An 18,000-nucleotide genomic window follows, 5' to 3' on the forward strand; every position below is an offset into this window, starting at 1 on the left:
TGGTCGCATGCCACCACGCAATCGTCCAGTGCAGGGTTGCGCCGACCCTCCAAGCTTCCTAAGCCGGACGAAGCATACTTGTCCGGCGCCACTCTCATGACGATTTTCGACCTGTCCGTTCTCGACGCGGCCCTGCTGTTTGCGGCAGGCTTTCTGTCGGGCGCATGCAACGCGGTCGCCGGCGGCGGCACCTTCATCACCTTCGGCGCCATGTCGCTGGTCGGCGTACCACCGATCGTCGCCAACGCCACCTCCTCGGTGACGCAGTTTCCGGGCTACATCACCTCGACGCTCGCCTACTGGACCGACATCGAGCATTTCTGGCGCGGCGCGCTGCTGCTCTGCCTGATCTCGGCCGCCGGCGCGCTGGCCGGCGCCTTCATCCTGCTGGCGCTGTCCAACCCGTCTTTCCGCGTCATGGTTCCGTGGCTGCTTTTGGCCGCCACAGCGCTTTTCGGCGCCGGACCGTGGCTGAAGCCCGCGCCCAAGCCGGGACACGAGGCCGCGGTCGGCTCGCTCGCAGGGTCGCTGGCGCAGTTCTTCACCGCCGTCTATGGCGGCTTCTTCGGCGCCGGCATGGGCGTGATGATGCTGGCGACGCTCGGCCTGACCCAGGCCGGCGACTATCACCGGCTGAATGCGCTAAAGAACATGCTGGCCGTGGTCATCGCGGCAGTCGCCATCATCGTCTTCGTCTCCGGCGGCGTCGTCGCATGGCCGCAAGCGATCGTCATGATCCCCGGCGGCGCGCTCGGCGGCTATGCCGGTGTGTGGATCGCCAAGCGCGTGCCGCAAAACGTGGTGCGCGGCTTCGTCATCGCCGTCGGCCTGTTTCTGGCGTTTTACTATTTTGCCAAGGGCTGAGGCGGATCAGTCTGATTCTGAAAATCGGAATGGCCTCTGGGTCGACGATAGATGTCGAGGCCTAGCTTTATTCCTCGCTCGCCTAACAATTTCAGCGTTGGTGGGGTCAATTCCAAGCCTTGGTTTACCTCATCGAGCCAGACGCCGCAGAACATATCGACCTTGAACCGCCGCACGAGCTCGGCCCAGACCGCTAGGTCAGACGTGAGCGTGTTCAGGATGCTTGCGATCTGGTGATCGAGTTGATCGCCCTTGCCATTTCCAGACGACAGCCTCCAGAGTCCCTTCAGCGCGACACGAGGTGGCTGGTTTGGGGGATGTGTATGAAAATCTCCCTTCCGAACGGCGTAGGTCGGTTGGCCTGCCAAAAGGTTCGTGAGTTCGGCTGGATCGAGATCATCGCCGAAGAACCGCAGCGACGCTGAACTCTGGGCAATCTCAGCCATCGTTGGTTTCTCGACGTTCCAACAAATCCGGCCGCCGTTCCCGGGTCAGCTTCTCGGACTCCGCGCGGCGCCAGGCGGCGATCTTCTTATGATTGCCTGACGTCAGCACGTCGGGGATCGGCCTGCCCTCGAATTCCTGTGGCCGCGTGTAGTGCGGATGTTCGAGCAGGCCGTTCTCAAAACTTTCTTCCTCGCCCGACACGGCATTGCCCATGACGCCCGGCAGCAGCCGCACCACGGCGTCGAGCAGCACAAGTGCGGCCGGCTCGCCGCCGGAGAGAATGAAATCGCCGATCGAGACTTCTTCCAGGTTCCGCGCCTCGATCAGCCGCTGGTCGACGCCTTCGAAGCGGCCGCAGACGATGACAGCGCCCGGCCCGGCCGCCAGTTCGCGCACACGCGCCTGCGTCAGTGGTTTTCCGCGCGGGCTCATCAGCAGTTTCGGGCGCGGATCGCCGGCCGGCGCCGTGTGGTCGATCGCCTTGGCCAGCACATCGGCGCGCATCACCATGCCGGCGCCGCCGCCGGCCGGTGTGTCGTCCACCGTGTGGTGGCGATCCTCGGCGAAGTCGCGGATCTGGACCGCTTCCAGCGACCACGTACCTGCCTCCAGCGCCCGCCCCGCCAGCGACAGGCCGAGCGGACCCGGAAACATCTCGGGATAGAGCGTCAGCACCGATGCCTTGAACGTCACCTGTTGCCCCCGGCGTCCTTAGGCCCCCGCGGCCGGCCCTTCGCGTCGAAGCCCTCCTCGCGCGGCGCCTCGCCGTCCTCGTCGTCGATCAGGCCGGCGGCGGCCGGATCGACGCGGACAAAACCCTCGGCAACCGCCACCTGCGGCACGGCGGCCTGGGTGAACGGGATCAGTACGCCTTTGCGCCCGCCGAGCGTGACATCGAGAATGTCGCCGCCGCCGAAATTGTGCACGGCGACCACCTTGCCGATGATCGCGTCCTTTTCGTCGCGGACCTCGAGCCCGACGAGATCGGCATGGTAGAACTCGTCCTCCTCGCCATCGTCGGGCAGCATCGAGCGGTCGACGAACAGCTCCGTGCCAGCCAGCGCCTCAGCGGCATTGCGGTCGGTAATGCCCTTGAAGCGCACCACGACGACGGTGTTGGCGGGCCTTATGTCGATGATCTGGAAGGCGCGGCCGTCCTTGGCGTAGAGCGGCCCGTAATCGGCCAGCGCCAGCGGCTCGCCGGTGAAGGTCTTCACCCTGAGTTCGCCCTTGATACCGTGGGCGGCGCCGATCACGGCCATCTGGACGGGGTTCTGGGGCTTGCTCATGGCTGATGTCCTTTGCCCTGCTCTAACGCCCTCCCGTGGCCATTTCAATGACAGGTTCTTCACCGCTTCCTAACCCGGCTGCCTGACAATGGCCGCATGCAGGAATTTCTCATCCCGGCAAAACCCGACCTCCAGGCAGCGCGCGCGAGCTGGCTGAAGATGCTGGCGCGCGAGCGCCGGCTGTCGCCGGCGACGGTCGAAGCCTATGAGCGCGACACGCGCCAATTCCTGCATTTCCTGACCGGTCATTGCGGCGGCTCGCCTGGCATTTCCGACATCGCCACTTTACGCCCAGCCGATCTGCGTGGCTTTCTCGCCGCGCGGCGCAACGCCGGCGCTGGCGCCCGTACGCTCGGCCGGGGTCTTGCCGGCATCCGCTCGCTGCTGCGTTTCCTCGAACGGCGCGGTCTCGCCAACGCAGCGGGAGCAGCAGCGCTGCGCGCCCCGCGCCAGCCGAAATCACTGCCCAAGCCGCTGACCGCCAGCGACGCCAAACATGTCGTCTCGGTGGAAGGCCAATTGGCGGAGGAGCCCTGGATCGCCGCCCGCAATGCCGCCGTGCTGACGCTGCTCTATGGCTCTGGCCTGCGCATTTCCGAAGCGCTTGGCCTCAGTGCCGCCGACCTGGCCTCGGAAGCCGACACCGTGCTGCGCGTCACCGGCAAGGGCGGCAAGACCCGGCTGGTGCCGGTGCTGCCGGTGGCGCTGCGGGCGATCGCCGAATACCGAAAACTGTGCCCCTACCATCTCGACCCCAAGGGCCTTTTGTTTCGCGGCGCCCGCGGCGGACCGCTCAATCCGGCCATCGTCCAGCGCGACATGGCCAAGCTGCGCTCGGCGCTCAACCTGCCGGATACCGCCACCCCGCACGCCCTGCGCCACTCGTTCGCCACCCATCTGCTTGGCCGAGGCGGTGACTTGCGCACCATCCAGGAGCTTCTCGGCCATGCCAGCCTGTCGACGACGCAGGTCTATACCGGCGTCGACACCGCAAGACTGCTCGAAATCTATGAGTCCGCCCACCCAAGGGCGTGAACCCTGACTTCGTCATACTAGGGCGAAGCAGGGGCGCAGCTCCGCGGAGACCCTAGTATCCATGCCGTTACCTCAGCCGTGGAACGCGGCGGAGCAGAATTCTGCACCGTCGCGGCGCCTAGAAGTCGCGGCATGGATCCTCGGGTCTGCGCTGCGTCGCTACGCTCCTTGCTCCGCCCGTGGATGACGAAGAGACGGGCGTTCCCGCCAACCCACCAGCGTGTGCGCCGCCTATGAGCGCAGATCACCTTCAGAGTCTCTGCGCCGCCAGAAGCCGGTCGAAGACAATTTCCCGCCATCGATTAACCGTTTCGCCGCTTTTCGGTCCTAGAAAAGCGATCATGAAACGCGTCATCGCCATCGCCGACCGCGCGGCCCTTGCGTCGCTGAAGCTGCTTGTCGCGCTCAACGCGCTGTTTTTCCTGTCTTTCCTCATCGTTCTGCTGCTCGCCGCCGGTAAGGCGCATGCCGACGTCCCGGTCTGCACCGGCGCCGATCTGCTCTCGGCCCTGCAGAAGGACGATCCTGCCACCTATGCCAGGATCGAGGCGCAAGCGGCGGCGACGCTGAACGGCAAGGGCCTGTTGTGGAAGCTGGAAAAATCAGGCGAACGGCCGTCCTTCCTGTTCGGCACCATGCACATGACCGACCCGCGCGTGACCACGCTGCCGCCGGCCGCCAAGCGGGCCTACGACGCCGCCGGCACCATCATCATCGAAACCACCGACGTGCTCGACAAGCAGAAGATGATGGAGGCCATGCTCAAGGAGCCCGAGCTGATGATGTTCACCGACAGCACGACGCTGTCGTCGCTGTTGTCGCCGGAGGATGCGGCGGTGGTGAACAAGGGGCTCGATGCGCGCGGTATTCCGCCGGCGAGCGTCTCCAAGATGAAGCCGTGGCTGCTGTCGGCCATGGTCGCGCTGCCGGTCTGCGAGGTCGCCCGCCAGGCAGGCGGCGCGCCGGTTCTCGACGTCAAGCTGGCTGAGGACGCCAAGGCCAGTGGAAAGCCGGTGGAAGGCCTGGAAACCGCCGCCGGCCAACTCCGCGCCATGGCTTCGCTGCCGATCGCCTTTCACATCAAGGGGCTGGTTGAAACCTTGAAGCTCGGCGACAAGATAAACGACATCAACGAGACCATGATCGTGCTCTACCAGCGCGGCGACACCGGCACGTTCTGGCCGCTCCTGCGGTCAATGTCCCCAGGCGAAGAGGACGACGCTGCAGGGTACGCCGCCTTCGAGCAGGCCATGATCACCGACCGCAACAAGGTGATGGTCGACCATGCCCAGCCGATCCTGGCCAAGGGCAACGCCTTCATGGCGGTCGGCGCCCTGCATCTTCCCGGCCCCGAAGGCCTGGTGGAGGATTTTCGCAAAGCCGGCTATACTGTCACTGCCGTCGACTGATCTGCGCGGCTCCTTGCCTGCCGAATCACGCAAGGCTCGGTTGTGTCTGCTGATTCGCGGTCCGAAGACCGGTTGGCCCTATTCTTGGCGAAAAAGGACAGGTAAGCTCACTTTTGCTCACTCGCGATTGATTTTGCGGGGGAAATACAGGCCACCGAGCGGTTGCAAATCAGAATTTTCCTGCGTTCGGCGATTTCCAGGCCTAGTATGAAACCCGTTCAACGGTTGCGCGTTGATGGGTGTTGTTTGATGCTTTTCATCCACGGAGGACACTTTTATGTCGAACCCTAACGACCCGGGCCCAGCGCCCAAATCGGGCGGTGGCAGCGGCTGGCTGATTGCGCTGGTCGTCGTCATCCTTGCGATTGTCGCGTACTATGTTTTTGGAAGAAGCGGCGAGCATCCGGCACCCGCCGAGCCGCCGGCAGCCAGCACACCGGCACCTGCGCCTGCACCGGCTGAGCCGATGAAGCCCGCCGAGCCGGCTCCCGCGCCAGCCCCGGCGCCCGCACCTGCGCCTGAGCCCGCTCCGGCACCAGCCCCGGCTCCCGCGCCCGCTCCGGCTCCGGCGCCGAGCCCGTAATCTGGCCCCTGAGTTCAACGAAGAACGGCCCGCTGCAAAGCGGGCCGTTTTGTTTTTGGGATGAGACTTTGGCGATTAGCGGCGAACCACTCACCTTTGTCCCAGAATGACGAAGTCGCGTAGGTGGCCCTGAACCCTAGATATGGATCGGCTTGAAGAACGTGGCCAGTGCCGCTTCCTTGACCGCTTCCGACATGGTCGGGTGCGCGTGGCAGGTGCGGGCGAGGTCTTCGGATGAGCCGCCGAACTCCATCAGTACCGCAGCCTCATGGATCATCTCGCCAGCGCCGAAGCCTACGATATGCACGCCGAGCACGCGGTCGCTGACCTTGTCGGCGAGTATTTTCACGAAACCGTCGGTGTGCAGCATGGCGCGCGCGCGGCCGTTGGCGGTGAACGGGAATTTGCCAATCTTGTAATCGATGCCGGCCTTCTTCAGCTCCTCCTCGGTCTTGCCGACCGAAGCGATTTCCGGGCTGGTGTAGACGACGCTCGGGATGACGTCGTAGTTCACATGGCCTGCCTGGCCGGCAATGGTCTCGGCAACCGCCACGCCTTCATCCTCGGCCTTGTGCGCCAGCATCGGTCCGGCAATGACGTCGCCAATGGCGTAGATGCCGGCGACGTTGGTCCGCAGATGCCCGTCGGTCTTGACCCGGCCGCGCTCATCGACCTCGACGCCGGCCTCCTTCAGCCCGAGACTGTCGGAATAGGCCCGGCGTCCGGTCGAGATCAGCACCGCATCGGCCTCGATGGTCTCGTGCGCCCCGCCCTTGACCGGCTCGAAGGTAACCGTCGCGCCCTTCTTGGCCTTGGCGACGCCGGTCACCTTGGCGCCGAGCTGGAACTCGAAGCCCTGCTTGGACAGCAGGCGCTGGAACTGCTTGGACACCTCGCCATCCATGCCACCCAGGATGGTGTCGAGGAACTCGACCACGGTGACCTTGGCGCCGAGCCGCGCCCATACCGAGCCGAGCTCCAGCCCGATGACGCCGCCGCCGACCACCACCAGATGGCCAGGCACTTTCTCCAGCGACAGCGCGCCGGTCGACGACACAATGACCTTCTCGTCGATGTCGACCTTGACGCCGGGAATGCCGGCGACATCCGAGCCGGTGGCAATGACGATGTTTTTGGTCTCGATCTCCTCGACCTTGCCGTCCTCAGCCGTCACCGAGACCTTGCCGACGGCGACCACCTTGCCGGTGCCGCGGAACGCGTCGATCTTGTTCTTCTTGAACAGGAAGGCGACGCCATTGACGTTGGCCGAAACGGTCGCGTCCTTGTGCGCCATCATCTTCTTCAGATTGAGTTTCGGCGCCGGTATCTCGACGCCCAGCGTATCGAAGGAATGGCCGGCCTCCGCGAACATCTCCGAGGCATGGAGCAGCGCCTTGGACGGGATGCAGCCGATGTTGAGGCAGGTGCCGCCGAAGGTCGCGTTCTTCTCGACCACCGCGACCTTGAGCCCGAGCTGCGCCGCCTTGATGGCGCAGACATAGCCGCCCGGTCCCGATCCGATGATAACGACGTCATAAGCCATGGTTTTGTCCTTCTGCTTGGCGCTCAGCGGCCGCCGCTTACATTCAGGATCGCGCCCGTCGTATAGGACGCTTCATCCGACAAAAGATAGAGAACGGCATGCGCAACTTCATCGGCCGTGCCGGCCCGTTTCATCGGCAGCATGTCCTGCATCCGCGCCACCCGGTCGGGCTGGCCGCCGGAGGCGTGGATCTCGGTCTCTGTGATGCCGGGGCTGACGGCGTTGACGCGGATGCCCTCGCTCACCACCTCGCGCGCCAGCCCGACGGTCATTGTGTCGATCGCGCCCTTGGACGCGGCATAGTCGACATATTCGCCAGGCGCACCGAGCCTCGCGGCCGCCGAGGAGATATTGACGATGGCGCCGCCCTTGCCGCCATGCCGGGTCGACATGCGCTTGACCGCCTCGCGGGCGCAAAGGAAGGAGCCGGTGACGTTGATGCGCATCATGCGCTCGACACGCTCGGCACTCATCTCGTCGACACGCGCCTTGACGTCGACGATGCCGGCATTGTTGACGAAGGCGTCGAGCCGGCCAAAGGCGCGGTCAACTGCCGCGAACATGGCGACGACATCGGCTTCCTTGCCGACATCGCCCCTGACCGCGATGGCCTCGCCGCTCGCGGCCTCGATGCCGGCCACTACCGCGTCGGCGGCAGCCTGGTTCGAGGCATAGTTGACCGCGACGCGGTAACCGGAGGCGGCGCCCAGCCGGCAGATGGCGGCGCCGATGCCGCGGCTGCCGCCGGTGACCAACAGCACCTTTTTGGCCGCGCTCATTCCTGGCAACCTTTCAGCAGAAACACATCCCAAGGCAGTTTCGAGGAACCGTTGGCGCCGAATGCCGCCGACACCTGCAGTGAAGGCCCGAGGTCGGGGAAGATCAGGCTCTGCGGCGCATCCGTGCCTTCCGACCCCAGAAGCGCGATGTTGCCCTTGTCGTCGGCGCTGTAGACGATGCCCTGCCAGACCGTGCAGGCCGCAAGCTCGTCACCGGTGACGTCGCCGGTCGGGCATTTGTACATCAGCGAGCCATGCGGCCGCGAAACACCTGATGTCCACATGACGATGCCGTCGAGCACGACGCCCTTGTCGAGCACCATCTTGAACGAATTGGTGACGGTGGCCGCACCCATGGTCGGCCGGAAATCGATACCAGCCTCGCTCTCGGCATCGCTGTAGACGGCAAGCGAGAGCGGGCAGGCGGCATAGGCTGTCGATGCAGCTTGCGTGACGCTGACCGCACACACTGCCGTGAAAACCATTCCGGACCGGAAGCGCGAGGAACGGGTCGTCATGCGGCGGCGCAGTCCTTTCCCCGGCTCAAAACCGACCAGCCTCTAGAGATCGAGCACCAGCCGTTCCGGATCCTCCAGGCTGTCCTTGACGCGCACCAGGAAGGTCACCGCTTCCTTGCCGTCGACGATGCGATGATCGTAGCTGAGCGCTAGATACATCATCGGCCGGATCACGATCTGGCCGCCGACCACGACGGGCCGGTCCTGGATCTTGTGCATGCCCAGAATGCCCGACTGCGGCGCATTGAGGATCGGCGTCGACATCAGCGAGCCGTAAACGCCGCCGTTGGAGATCGTGAACGTGCCGCCCTGCATGTCGGCGACCGACAGCTTGCCGTCACGCGCGGCGATGCCCAGCCGGCCGATGTCCTTCTCGATCTCGGCGATCGACATCTGGTCGGCATCGCGCACCACCGGCACGACGAGGCCCTTTTCGGTGCCGACGGCAACGCCGATATGGGCATAGTTCTTGAAGATGATGTCGGTGCCGTCGATCTCGGCATTGACCGAGGGGATTTCCTTCAAGGCGTGGGTGACGGCCTTGGTGAAGAAGCCCATGAAGCCGAGCTTCACGCCGTGCTTCTTCTCGAAGATGTCCTTGTACTTGGTCCTGAGCGCCATCACCGCTGACATGTCGACCTCGTTGAAGGTGGTCAACATGGCGGCGGTCGACTGCGCTTCCTTCAGCCGGCGCGCAATGGTCTGGCGCAGCTTGGTCATGCGCACGCGCTCCTCGCGCGACGCATCGTCGCCGGAAGACGGCGCCCGCGCCGCAACCGGCGCCGGTGCGGCCTTCGGCATTTCGGCCGGCTGCGACGGCGCGCCCCGGGCGATGGCGTCGAGCACATCACCCTTCAGCACCTGGCCGCGCTTGCCCGAGCCGGACACCTGATCGACCGACAGATTGGCCTCGGCGATCAGCTTTGCGGCGGCCGGCGCCGGCGGCATGGTGCGGGGCTCGACCGCGCCGGCATCGCCGGCGATCTTGGCGGTCTCGGCGGCGGCCTGCTTGGTGGTATGCGCGGCGTCCGGACTCGAAGCCTGCGACACCGTCTTGGTCTCCTGCTTGCTCGCGGGAGCAGCGGCGGCAGCACCGCCTGCCGAAATCATTCCAAGCAAAGCGCCGACACCGACGGTCTCGCCTTCCTTGGCGGTGATCTCGCCCAGCGAGCCGGCGGCAGCGGCAGGCACCTCCACCGTCACCTTGTCGGTTTCGAGCTCGACCAGCGGCTCGTCGACGGCAATGGCATCGCCGACCTTCTTGAACCACTTGCCGATGGTCGCCTCGGTGACGGATTCGCCGAGAGTGGGAACGCGGATTTCGGTAGCCATTGTGCCTGTCCGTTTCTTCTCTGTCTGTTCTGTGTGCCGAATTCTGTCTTTATGTTTTACGCAATTCCGGACGGAAAACCGCCTTTCCTGGAATTGCTCTATTCGCCGAGCGCGTCTTCGAGCAAGGCGGCGAGTTGCGCCAGATGCTTCGACATCAATCCGGTTGCCGGCGATGCCGCCGCCGGACGTCCGGTGTAGCGCACCCGCTGATGCTTGGCGTCGATATGCGCCAGCACCCATTCCAGATACGGATCGATGAACGACCAGGCGCCCATGTTCTTGGGCTCTTCCTGGCACCACACCATTTCGGCGTTACGGAAACGCGACAGTTCGGTGATCAGCGCCTTGGCCGGGAACGGATAGAGCTGTTCCACGCGCAACAGATAGATGTCGTTGATGCTGCGCTTCTCGCGCTCTTCGTAGAGGTCGTAATAGACCTTGCCCGAGCACAGCACGACGCGGCGGATCTTGGAATCCTTGACCAGCTTGATCGCCTGGTTCTGCAGCAGCTGGGCATCGTCCCACAGCAGCCGATGGAACGAGCTTTCGCCCGAAATCTCCGGCAGCGTCGACACCGCCCGCTTGTGGCGCAGCAGCGACTTCGGCGTCATCAGGATCAGCGGCTTGCGGAAGTCGCGCTTCAGCTGCCGGCGCAAGATGTGGAAGTAGTTAGCCGGCGTCGTGCAGTTGGCAACTTGCATATTGTCTTCAGCGCAGAGCTGCAGGAAGCGTTCGAGACGCGCCGAGGAATGTTCCGGACCCTGGCCCTCATAGCCATGCGGCAACAAGCAGACGAGGCCAGACATGCGTAGCCACTTGCGCTCGCCACTGGAGATGAACTGGTCGAACACCACCTGAGCGCCATTGGCGAAATCGCCGAACTGCGCTTCCCATAGCGTCAGCGCCTTCGGCTCGGCCAGGCTGTAGCCATATTCGAAGCCGAGCACCGCCTCTTCCGACAGCATCGAGTTGATGACTTCGTAGCCGGCCTGCGCCGCCGACAGATTGTTGAGCGGGATATAACGGGTCTCGTCGCGCTGGTCGTAGAGCACGGAGTGGCGCTGCGAGAAGGTGCCGCGCTCGGAATCCTGGCCCGACAGCCGGATCGGGTTGCCGTCGAGCAGGATGGCGCCGAAAGCCAGCGCCTCGGCCGTCGACCAGTCGATGCCTTCGCCGGAGTCGATCGCCTGGCGGCGGTTTTCGAGGAAGCGGATAATGGTCTTGTGCGCCTCGAAACCCTTCGGCACCTCGGTCAGCTTCTTGCCGATCTCCTTCAGCACCTTGACCGGCACGGCGGTCTTGCCGCGCCGCTGTTCGTCCTGGTTGTCGGCGGTGCGCAGGCCCGACCAGGCGCCGTCCAGCCAGTCGGCCTTGTTGGGCTTGTAGCTCTGGCCGACTTCCCACTCGGATTCCAGATGCGCCCGCCAGTCGGCCTTCATCTTGTCGAGTTCGGCCTGGGTGATATGGCCCTCGGCGATCAGCCGGTCGCCATAGATCTGCACCGTCGTCTTATGGTTGCGGATGTTGGAGTACATGATCGGCTGGGTGAAGGACGGCTCGTCGCCCTCATTGTGGCCGAAGCGGCGGTAGCAGAACATGTCGACCACGACCGGCTTGTGGAACTTCATGCGGAATTCGATCGCCACCTTGGCGGCATGGACCGTGGCTTCCGGGTCGTCGCCATTGACGTGGAAGATCGGCGCCTCGATCATCTTGGCGACATCGGACGGGTAGGGCGACGAGCGCGAGAAGCGCGGATTGGTGGTGAAGCCGATCTGGTTGTTGATGATGAAATGCAGCGTGCCGGCGACGCGGTGGCCGCGCAGGCCCGACAAGCCGAGGATTTCGGCGATCACGCCCTGTCCGGCAAAGGCGGCGTCGCCATGCAGAAGCAGCGGCAGCACCTTGGCGCGTTCTTCCAGCGGCACGATCTCCTCGCGGCTGCGGCCAAACAGATAGTCCTGCTTGGCGCGCGCCTTGCCCATCACCACCGGATCGACGATTTCCAGATGCGAGGGGTTGGCGGTCAAGGACAGATGCACCTTGTTGCCGTCGAACTCGCGGTCCGACGAAGCGCCGAGATGGTACTTCACGTCGCCCGAGCCCTCGACCTCGTCGGGAGCGGCCGAGCCGCCCTTGAACTCGTGGAAGATGGCGCGGTGCGGCTTGGCCATCACCTGGGAGAGCACGTTCAGCCGGCCGCGATGCGCCATGCCGAGCACGATCTCCTTCATGCCGAGCTGGCCGCCGCGCTTGATGATCTGCTCCAGCGCCGGGATCAGGCCTTCGCTGCCATCGAGGCCGAAGCGCTTGGTGCCCTTGTACTTGACGTCGATGAACTGCTCGAAGCCTTCGGCCTCGACCAGCTTCTGCAGGATCGCCTTCTTGCCGGTGGCGGTGAAGGAGATCTCCTTGTCGGTGCCTTCGATGCGGGCCTGGATCCAGGCCTTCTCCTCGGGATCGGAGATGTGCATGAACTCGACGCCGAGCGTCGAGCAATAGGTGCGGGTGAGAATCTCCAGCATCTGCCGGATGGTGCCGAATTCGAGGCCGAGCACATTGTCGAGGAAGATCGGCCGGTCGTAGTCGGCTGATGTAAAACCGTAGTTCTCCGGCGACAGCTCGTTATAGTCCTCGAGCGGCTTGGCGATGCCGAGCGGATCGAGATTGGCGTGCAGATGGCCGCGCATGCGGTAGGCGCGGATCATCATGATGGCGCGCACCGAGTCGCGCGTCGCCTGATGCACGTCGGCATCCGACAGCACGACGCCGTTGGTGACCGCCTTGTCCTTGACCTTCTTTTCGACTGTCCTCTCGACCAGGCCCCAATTGCCGTCGAGCGCCGACACCAGTTCGCCATTGGCCTGCAATGGCCAGGAGGGCTTTGCCCAGGAGGCGCCCTTGGCGTTCTTGCGCACATCGCCGGCATCGTCCTTCAGCGCCGCGAAGAAGTCCTGCCACTCCGGATTGACCGACTCCGGATCGTCCTCATAGGACGCGTAGAGCGCGTCGATGTAGTCGGCATTGCCGCCATACAGGAATGAGGTGAGCGAAAACTGGTCGTTGGCCTGATCTTGTCTTGCCATTTTTGTCCGCGGAGCCTGGCTCCGTCTCCTTTTTCAGAGCGAATAGGGAGTAGCGAATAGCGAGTAGGGATTTCCTGGTTCGCGCCGTTACCCGTTTGTTTTCCCTATTCGCTATTCACTACTCGCTTATCCTTTGATCGCCTCGACCAGCGTCGTGCCAAGACGCGCCGGCGATGGCGAAACTTTTATCCCGGCCGATTCCATCGCCGCGATCTTGTCTCCCGCACCGCCCTTGCCGCCGGAGATGACCGCGCCCGCATGGCCCATGGTGCGGCCGGCCGGCGCCGTGCGCCCGGCGATGAAGCCCGCCATCGGTTTCTTGCGGCCGCGCTTGGCCTCGTCCTTGAGGAACTGCGCGGCGTCTTCCTCGGCCGAACCGCCGATCTCGCCGATCATGATGATCGACTTGGTCTCGTCATCGGCGAGGAACATCTCGAGCATGTCGATGAACTCGGTGCCTTTGACGGGGTCGCCGCCGATACCGACGGCGGTGGTCTGGCCGAGGCCGACATTGGTGGTCTGGAAGACCGCCTCATAGGTAAGCGTTCCCGAGCGCGAAACAACGCCGACCGAGCCCTTGCGGAAGATGTTTCCGGGCATGATGCCGATCTTGCATTCGTCGGGGGTGAGCACGCCCGGGCAGTTCGGCCCGATCAGGCGCGAGGTCGAGCGGTCGAGCCGCGCCTTGACCCTGACCATGTCCATCACCGGAATGCCTTCGGTGATGCAGACGATCAGAGGGATCTCGGCCTCGATCGCTTCCAGTATGGCTTCGGCCGCACCCGCCGGCGGCACATAGACCACCGAAGCGTTGGCGCCGGTCTTGGCCTTGCCCTCGGCGACGCTGGCGAAGATCGGGAGCGTCTCGCCCTTGGCGCCGGTCCAGGTCTCGCCGCCCTTCTTGGGATGGATGCCGCCCACCATCTTGGTGTCGTGATAGGCCAGCGCCTGTTCGGTGTGGAACGTGCCGGTCTTGCCGGTCAGGCCCTGAACCAGCACCTTGGTGTTCTTGTCGATGAGAATGGACATCGGAGCCCTTTTCTAAAAATCGTTGATCGAGGAAGGCGAGACGCGCCGGTAGACGCCGCTCACCATGTCTTGCCAGCTGTCGCTGCCGGCAGGTTTGAAATGCAGTCGCATGCGGTAGGCATCGGCATTGTCGAAAACATACGTCACGCGCGCAGCGCCGCGCGGCGACGACCGCTCCAGAACCAGCTCATCGCCACCCCATGTGCCCGTGGCCGGCGAGACCGGCACAAAGCCCATGGAATCGAACTGGTGCATGGTGACGATTTTGGCCTGCTGGTCGAAACCGAACACAGCGTGCGAGCCAAACGAAATCGTGCCGTCGCGGCGTTGGCGATAGCGCTGCACCACGAACAGGCCGCCGAACTGCGGCTCCGCGACCACTTCCGACGTCGCGGCGCCGCTATCGGCCCATTGTGTATCAGCCACCTCTTCCTCGCCGCGCCACGCGCCTACCAACGCCTGCAAGCGCTGGTGGTCGGCGGAGAGTGATGAGAAGGAGGCTGCGTTCATGTCTCAGAGCCGCTTCAGATCGGAGACGGTCAGGTCGCTCTTGGCATTGCCGGTGTTGAGCGTCGTAGACGGCTCGAACATCAGCACCACCGGCTCCAGGGTCAGCGAGCGCGGCCGATGCTCGACGCCCTTCGGCACGACGATGAAATCGCCCTCGCCGAGCTCGACCGGACCGTCACGGAAATCGATGGCGATGCGCCCGCGCAGCACCAAGAACGCTTCGTCTTCATGCTCATGCGCATGCCAGTCGAAAACCTCGCCGAACTTGGCCACCTTGGCCTGGCTGTCATTGACGTCGCCGGCGATATGCGGATCGAAGACCTTGGCGATCTTCGCGTCCGCTGCCTCAACGAGGTTTATCTTGCGCGGAGGCATGGGCTCAGCCCTTCACCGCCTTGACGATCTTCTTGGCAGCGTCGTCGAGGTCATCCGCCGAGACGACGTTCAAACCGCTGTCGTTGATGATCTTCTTGCCGAGCTCGGCATTGGTGCCTTCGAGCCGCACCACCAGCGGCACTTGCAGGCCGACTTCCTTGACCGCGGCAATGACGCCCTCGGCGATGATGTCGCACTTCATGATGCCGCCGAAGATGTTGATCAAAATGCCTTTGACCGCGGGGTCCTTGGTGATGATCTTGAACGCCGCCGTCACCTTCTCCTTGGACGCACCGCCGCCGACATCGAGGAAGTTGGCCGGCTCGGCGCCGTAGAGCTTGATGATGTCCATCGTCGCCATGGCGAGGCCGGCGCCGTTGACCATGCAGCCGATATTGCCGTCGAGCGCGACATAGGCGAGATCGTATTTCGACGCCTCGATCTCCTTCTCGTCCTCTTCGGTGGTGTCGCGCAATTCCATCAGCTCGGGGTGGCGAAACAATGCGTTGTTGTCGAACGACACTTTTGCATCGAGCACGCGAAGGCGACCGTTCTTCATCACGATCAGCGGATTGACCTCGAGCAGGCTCATGTCCTTCTCGACAAAGGCCTTGTAGAGGATCGGGAACAGCGTGCCGGCATCCTTGGCGGCATCGCCAGTGAGCCCCAGCGCTTGCACCAATATGTCGACGTCGATGCTCGTCACGCCGGCCAGTGGATCGATGGCGCGGGTGATGATCTTTTCCGGCGTGTCGTGGGCGACGCCCTCGATGTCCATGCCGCCTTCGGTCGAGACGACGAAGGCGATGCGGCCGACCGAACGGTCGACCAGGATCGACAGGTAAAGCTCGCGCTCGATGTCGGCCCCGTCCTCGATATAGAGGCGGTTGACCTGCTTGCCCGCAGGTCCGGTCTGCTTGGTGACCAGCGTGTGGCCGAGCATCTCGTTGGCGTTGGCGACGACGTCGGCAACCGATTTCGCCAGCCGCACACCGCCCTTGGCGTCGGGGCCAAGCTCCTTGAACTTGCCCTTGCCGCGGCCGCCGGCATGGATCTGGCTCTTCACCACATAGAGCGGGCCGGGCAGCGCCTTGGCTGCGGCTTCCGCTTCGCCTGCCTTGAACACCGGCACGCCTTCGGCCACCGGCGCGCCAAAGCTCTTCAGCAGCGCCTTGCCTTGATATTCATGGATGTTCATCTGGATGGTCTCCGGGGATCACTTGGAAGCGAGATTTACTTGCCAGCAAGATGGGGCGCGATCTTGACGCAGGCCTCGGTCAGGCCCTGCACCGTCGCCACCGACGCGTCGAACATCTTCTGCTCGCTCTTGTTGAGGTCGATCTCGATGATGCGCTCGACGCCGCCGGCGCCAATGACCACGGGAACGCCGACATAGGTGCCCTTGACGCCATACTGGCCCGAGAGATGCGCAGCACAAGGCAGCACGCGCTTCTTGTCCTTGAGATAGGACTCGGCCATCGAGATGGCCGAGGCTGCGGGCGCGTAATAGGCCGAGCCGGTCTTCAAGAGGCCGACGATCTCGGCGCCGCCGTCGCGGGTGCGCTGGACGATCTGGTCAAGCTTTTCCTTCGAGGTCCAGCCCATCTTGATCAGGTCCGGCAGCGGGATGCCCGATACCGTCGAATAGCGGATCATCGGCACCATGGAATCGCCGTGGCCGCCGAGCACGAAGGCGGTGACGTCCTCGACCGAAACCTTGAATTCCTCGGCGAGGAAATAGCGGAAGCGCGCGCTGTCGAGCACGCCGGCCATGCCGACGACATGTGTCTTGGGCAGGCCGGAGAACTTCTGCAGCGCCCAGACCATCGCGTCGAGCGGGTTGGTGATGCAGATGACGAAGGCCTTCGGCGCGTACTTCTTCAGCCCGGCGCCCACCTGTTCCATGACCTTGAGGTTGATGCCGAGAAGGTCGTCGCGGCTCATGCCCGGCTTGCGCGGCACGCCGGCGGTGACGATGCAGACATCCGCACCCTCGATGCCGGCATAGTCGTTGACGCCGGTCAGCCTGGAATCGAAGCCGTCGACCGGCGAAGACTGCGCGATATCCAACCCCTTACCTTGCGGAATGCCCTCGGCAATATCGAACAGCACCACGTCGCCGAGGTCCTTGAGGCCGATCATGTGAGCGAGGGTGCCGCCGATCATGCCGGAGCCGATAAGCGCTATCTTGTTGCGTGCCATGTGAGGAAATTTTCCCTTTGTCTGTGACGACGCCCAAATCTCTGGCGATCTGGGTTGACGGCGTCGAGGAAGAGGCCGGAATGCTGCGGGTGTCAGCGAGATTTCGCCGCATCCAGTAGCCCCGGCGGAAAATATATTCAATCGATTATTTTCGAGTGAATAATTTCAATCGGTTAGAAACATCGGGATTTACGTAAACGTCAAAGTTCGTAAGCCGACTTGAGAGGTTTTACACAATGAACGTGGAAATCAGAAGACTATATGCCGGCGATGACGCCCTTGTGAAGCGCATCGCCGAAGACGTGTTCGACGAGCCGGTGCGCCCCGACAGGCTTGCCGCCTACCTCGCCTCGCCGGGTCATTTCATGATTGTCGCTCTGGCCGACGGCATCGTCGTCGGCCAATGCGCCGCCGTCATCCACTACATTGACGAAGTCGGCGTCTCGCCGGCCTTCCAGCGCCAGGGCATCGCCCGAAAGATGCTGGATGCGATGTTCATGATCGGGCGCGAACAGGGCTGTGGAGAGGCATGGGTCGGCACCGAGCCGGACAATGTTGCGGCGCGCTCGCTTTATGAAACGCGCGGTTCAGTAGCCGAGCCATTCGTGATGTATGTCTACAGGCTCTAGAATGCCGCCACGACAACAGGGAGGTAGCCATGACTGAGACAGAACCGCTCATTCTGCGTCGCTGGTCGTCCGTCATCCGTACACAGGATCGCGTTGCCTATGCCGCCTATGTCGAGCGGACGGGAGGCCTCGACTACGCGGCTACGGCCGGCAATCGCGGTTTCCAGATGCTTATGCGCGATCGCGACGATGGCTCGACGGAGATCGTCACATTGAGCTGGTGGTCATCAATGGACGCCGTGCGACGCTTTGCTGGGGATGCACCCGAACTGGCCCGCTACTATCCCGAAGACGATCGCTACCTTCTGGAAAAGCCCGAATTCGTCGACCACTACACCGTTGTTGCCGGAACCTTGCCGCCCACTTGAAG

At 63.7% G+C, this 18,000-nt stretch carries 18 protein-coding genes; 5 read left to right on the forward strand and 13 right to left on the reverse strand.

Going from position 1 to position 18,000, the window contains the following annotated elements:
• Positions 1-111: 111 nt before the first annotated feature.
• Positions 112-864 carry a sulfite exporter TauE/SafE family protein gene (locus FJV77_RS12900; protein ID WP_142867354.1) on the forward strand — a complete coding sequence of 251 codons (753 nt, stop codon included), beginning with the start codon at positions 112-114 and terminating at the stop codon, positions 862-864.
• Here FJV77_RS12900 and FJV77_RS12905 read toward each other — a convergent pair.
• The 3 genes from FJV77_RS12905 to rimM are packed head-to-tail and all read right to left on the reverse strand — an operon-like array spanning position 846 to position 2,600.
• Positions 846-1,310 (reverse strand): DUF4279 domain-containing protein, encoded by a 465-nt coding sequence (locus FJV77_RS12905; RefSeq protein WP_142867184.1) that lies wholly within the window; start codon positions 1,308-1,310, stop codon positions 846-848. The genes FJV77_RS12900 and FJV77_RS12905 overlap by 19 nt on opposite strands.
• Positions 1,303-2,004, reverse strand: a complete 702-nt coding sequence (gene trmD, locus FJV77_RS12910) for a tRNA (guanosine(37)-N1)-methyltransferase TrmD (protein WP_142867185.1) — start codon at positions 2,002-2,004, stop codon at positions 1,303-1,305. The genes FJV77_RS12905 and trmD overlap by 8 nt, the downstream gene beginning before the upstream one ends.
• Positions 2,001-2,600, reverse strand: coding sequence for a ribosome maturation factor RimM (rimM, locus tag FJV77_RS12915; protein WP_142867186.1), 600 nt, complete (start codon positions 2,598-2,600; stop codon positions 2,001-2,003). The genes trmD and rimM overlap by 4 nt, the downstream gene beginning before the upstream one ends.
• A gap of 96 nt (positions 2,601-2,696) precedes the next feature.
• Here rimM and FJV77_RS12920 point away from each other — a divergent pair, with 96 nt between their 5' ends.
• A complete protein-coding gene (locus tag FJV77_RS12920; protein ID WP_142867187.1) occupies positions 2,697-3,635 on the forward strand; it encodes a tyrosine recombinase XerC in 939 nt (312 codons plus the stop codon).
• Between the two features lie 341 nt (positions 3,636-3,976).
• Entirely contained in the window at positions 3,977-5,044 is a 1,068-nt protein-coding gene (locus FJV77_RS12925; RefSeq protein ID WP_142867188.1) for a TraB/GumN family protein, read from the forward strand.
• Positions 5,045-5,763: 719 nt separating this feature from the next.
• On the opposite strand, the gene lpdA is transcribed toward FJV77_RS12925, so the two are convergent.
• The 10 genes from lpdA to mdh all read right to left on the reverse strand — a co-directional run bounded on the left by lpdA (position 5,764) and on the right by mdh (position 17,001).
• Positions 5,764-7,197: a dihydrolipoyl dehydrogenase gene (lpdA, locus tag FJV77_RS12935; protein WP_281408584.1), complete on the reverse strand. Its 1,434-nt coding sequence runs from the start codon at positions 7,195-7,197 to the stop codon at positions 5,764-5,766.
• On the reverse strand, positions 7,194-7,949 hold the full coding sequence (locus FJV77_RS12940; protein ID WP_142867191.1) for an SDR family oxidoreductase: 756 nt from the start codon (positions 7,947-7,949) through the stop codon (positions 7,194-7,196). The genes lpdA and FJV77_RS12940 overlap by 4 nt, the downstream gene beginning before the upstream one ends.
• Positions 7,946-8,467, reverse strand: coding sequence for a hypothetical protein (locus FJV77_RS12945; protein ID WP_246691249.1), 522 nt, complete (start codon positions 8,465-8,467; stop codon positions 7,946-7,948). Before FJV77_RS12945 ends, FJV77_RS12940 begins: the two co-directional genes overlap by 4 nt.
• Positions 8,468-8,509: 42 nt before the next feature.
• On the reverse strand, positions 8,510-9,799 hold the full coding sequence (odhB, locus tag FJV77_RS12950) for a 2-oxoglutarate dehydrogenase complex dihydrolipoyllysine-residue succinyltransferase (RefSeq protein WP_142867192.1): 1,290 nt from the start codon (positions 9,797-9,799) through the stop codon (positions 8,510-8,512).
• A 98-nt stretch (positions 9,800-9,897) separates the two neighbouring features.
• Complete coding sequence (locus FJV77_RS12955) at positions 9,898-12,885, reverse strand: 2-oxoglutarate dehydrogenase E1 component (RefSeq protein WP_142867193.1); 2,988 nt, start codon at positions 12,883-12,885, stop codon at positions 9,898-9,900.
• 126 nt (positions 12,886-13,011) lie between these two features.
• Positions 13,012-13,914, reverse strand: a complete 903-nt coding sequence (gene sucD, locus FJV77_RS12960) for a succinate--CoA ligase subunit alpha (protein ID WP_142867194.1) — start codon at positions 13,912-13,914, stop codon at positions 13,012-13,014.
• A gap of 12 nt (positions 13,915-13,926) precedes the next feature.
• A complete protein-coding gene (locus FJV77_RS12965) occupies positions 13,927-14,424 on the reverse strand; it encodes a DUF1579 family protein (RefSeq protein WP_142867195.1) in 498 nt (165 codons plus the stop codon).
• Between the two features lie 3 nt (positions 14,425-14,427).
• Positions 14,428-14,799, reverse strand: coding sequence for a cupin domain-containing protein (locus FJV77_RS12970; RefSeq protein WP_142867196.1), 372 nt, complete (start codon positions 14,797-14,799; stop codon positions 14,428-14,430).
• Between the two features lie 4 nt (positions 14,800-14,803).
• Positions 14,804-15,997: an ADP-forming succinate--CoA ligase subunit beta gene (sucC, locus tag FJV77_RS12975; protein ID WP_142867197.1), complete on the reverse strand. Its 1,194-nt coding sequence runs from the start codon at positions 15,995-15,997 to the stop codon at positions 14,804-14,806.
• Between the two features lie 35 nt (positions 15,998-16,032).
• Positions 16,033-17,001 carry a malate dehydrogenase gene (gene mdh / locus FJV77_RS12980; RefSeq protein ID WP_142867198.1) on the reverse strand — a complete coding sequence of 323 codons (969 nt, stop codon included), beginning with the start codon at positions 16,999-17,001 and terminating at the stop codon, positions 16,033-16,035.
• 236 nt (positions 17,002-17,237) lie between these two features.
• Here mdh and FJV77_RS12985 point away from each other — a divergent pair, with 236 nt between their 5' ends.
• Positions 17,238-17,630, forward strand: coding sequence for a GNAT family N-acetyltransferase (locus tag FJV77_RS12985; RefSeq protein WP_142867199.1), 393 nt, complete (start codon positions 17,238-17,240; stop codon positions 17,628-17,630).
• A 29-nt stretch (positions 17,631-17,659) separates the two neighbouring features.
• Complete coding sequence (locus tag FJV77_RS12990; protein ID WP_142867200.1) at positions 17,660-17,998, forward strand: hypothetical protein; 339 nt, start codon at positions 17,660-17,662, stop codon at positions 17,996-17,998.
• Positions 17,999-18,000 lie beyond the last annotated feature (2 nt).

Origin of the sequence: Mesorhizobium sp. WSM4306, assembly GCF_007003975.1 — a bacterium.
GTDB lineage: Bacteria > Pseudomonadota > Alphaproteobacteria > Rhizobiales > Rhizobiaceae > Mesorhizobium.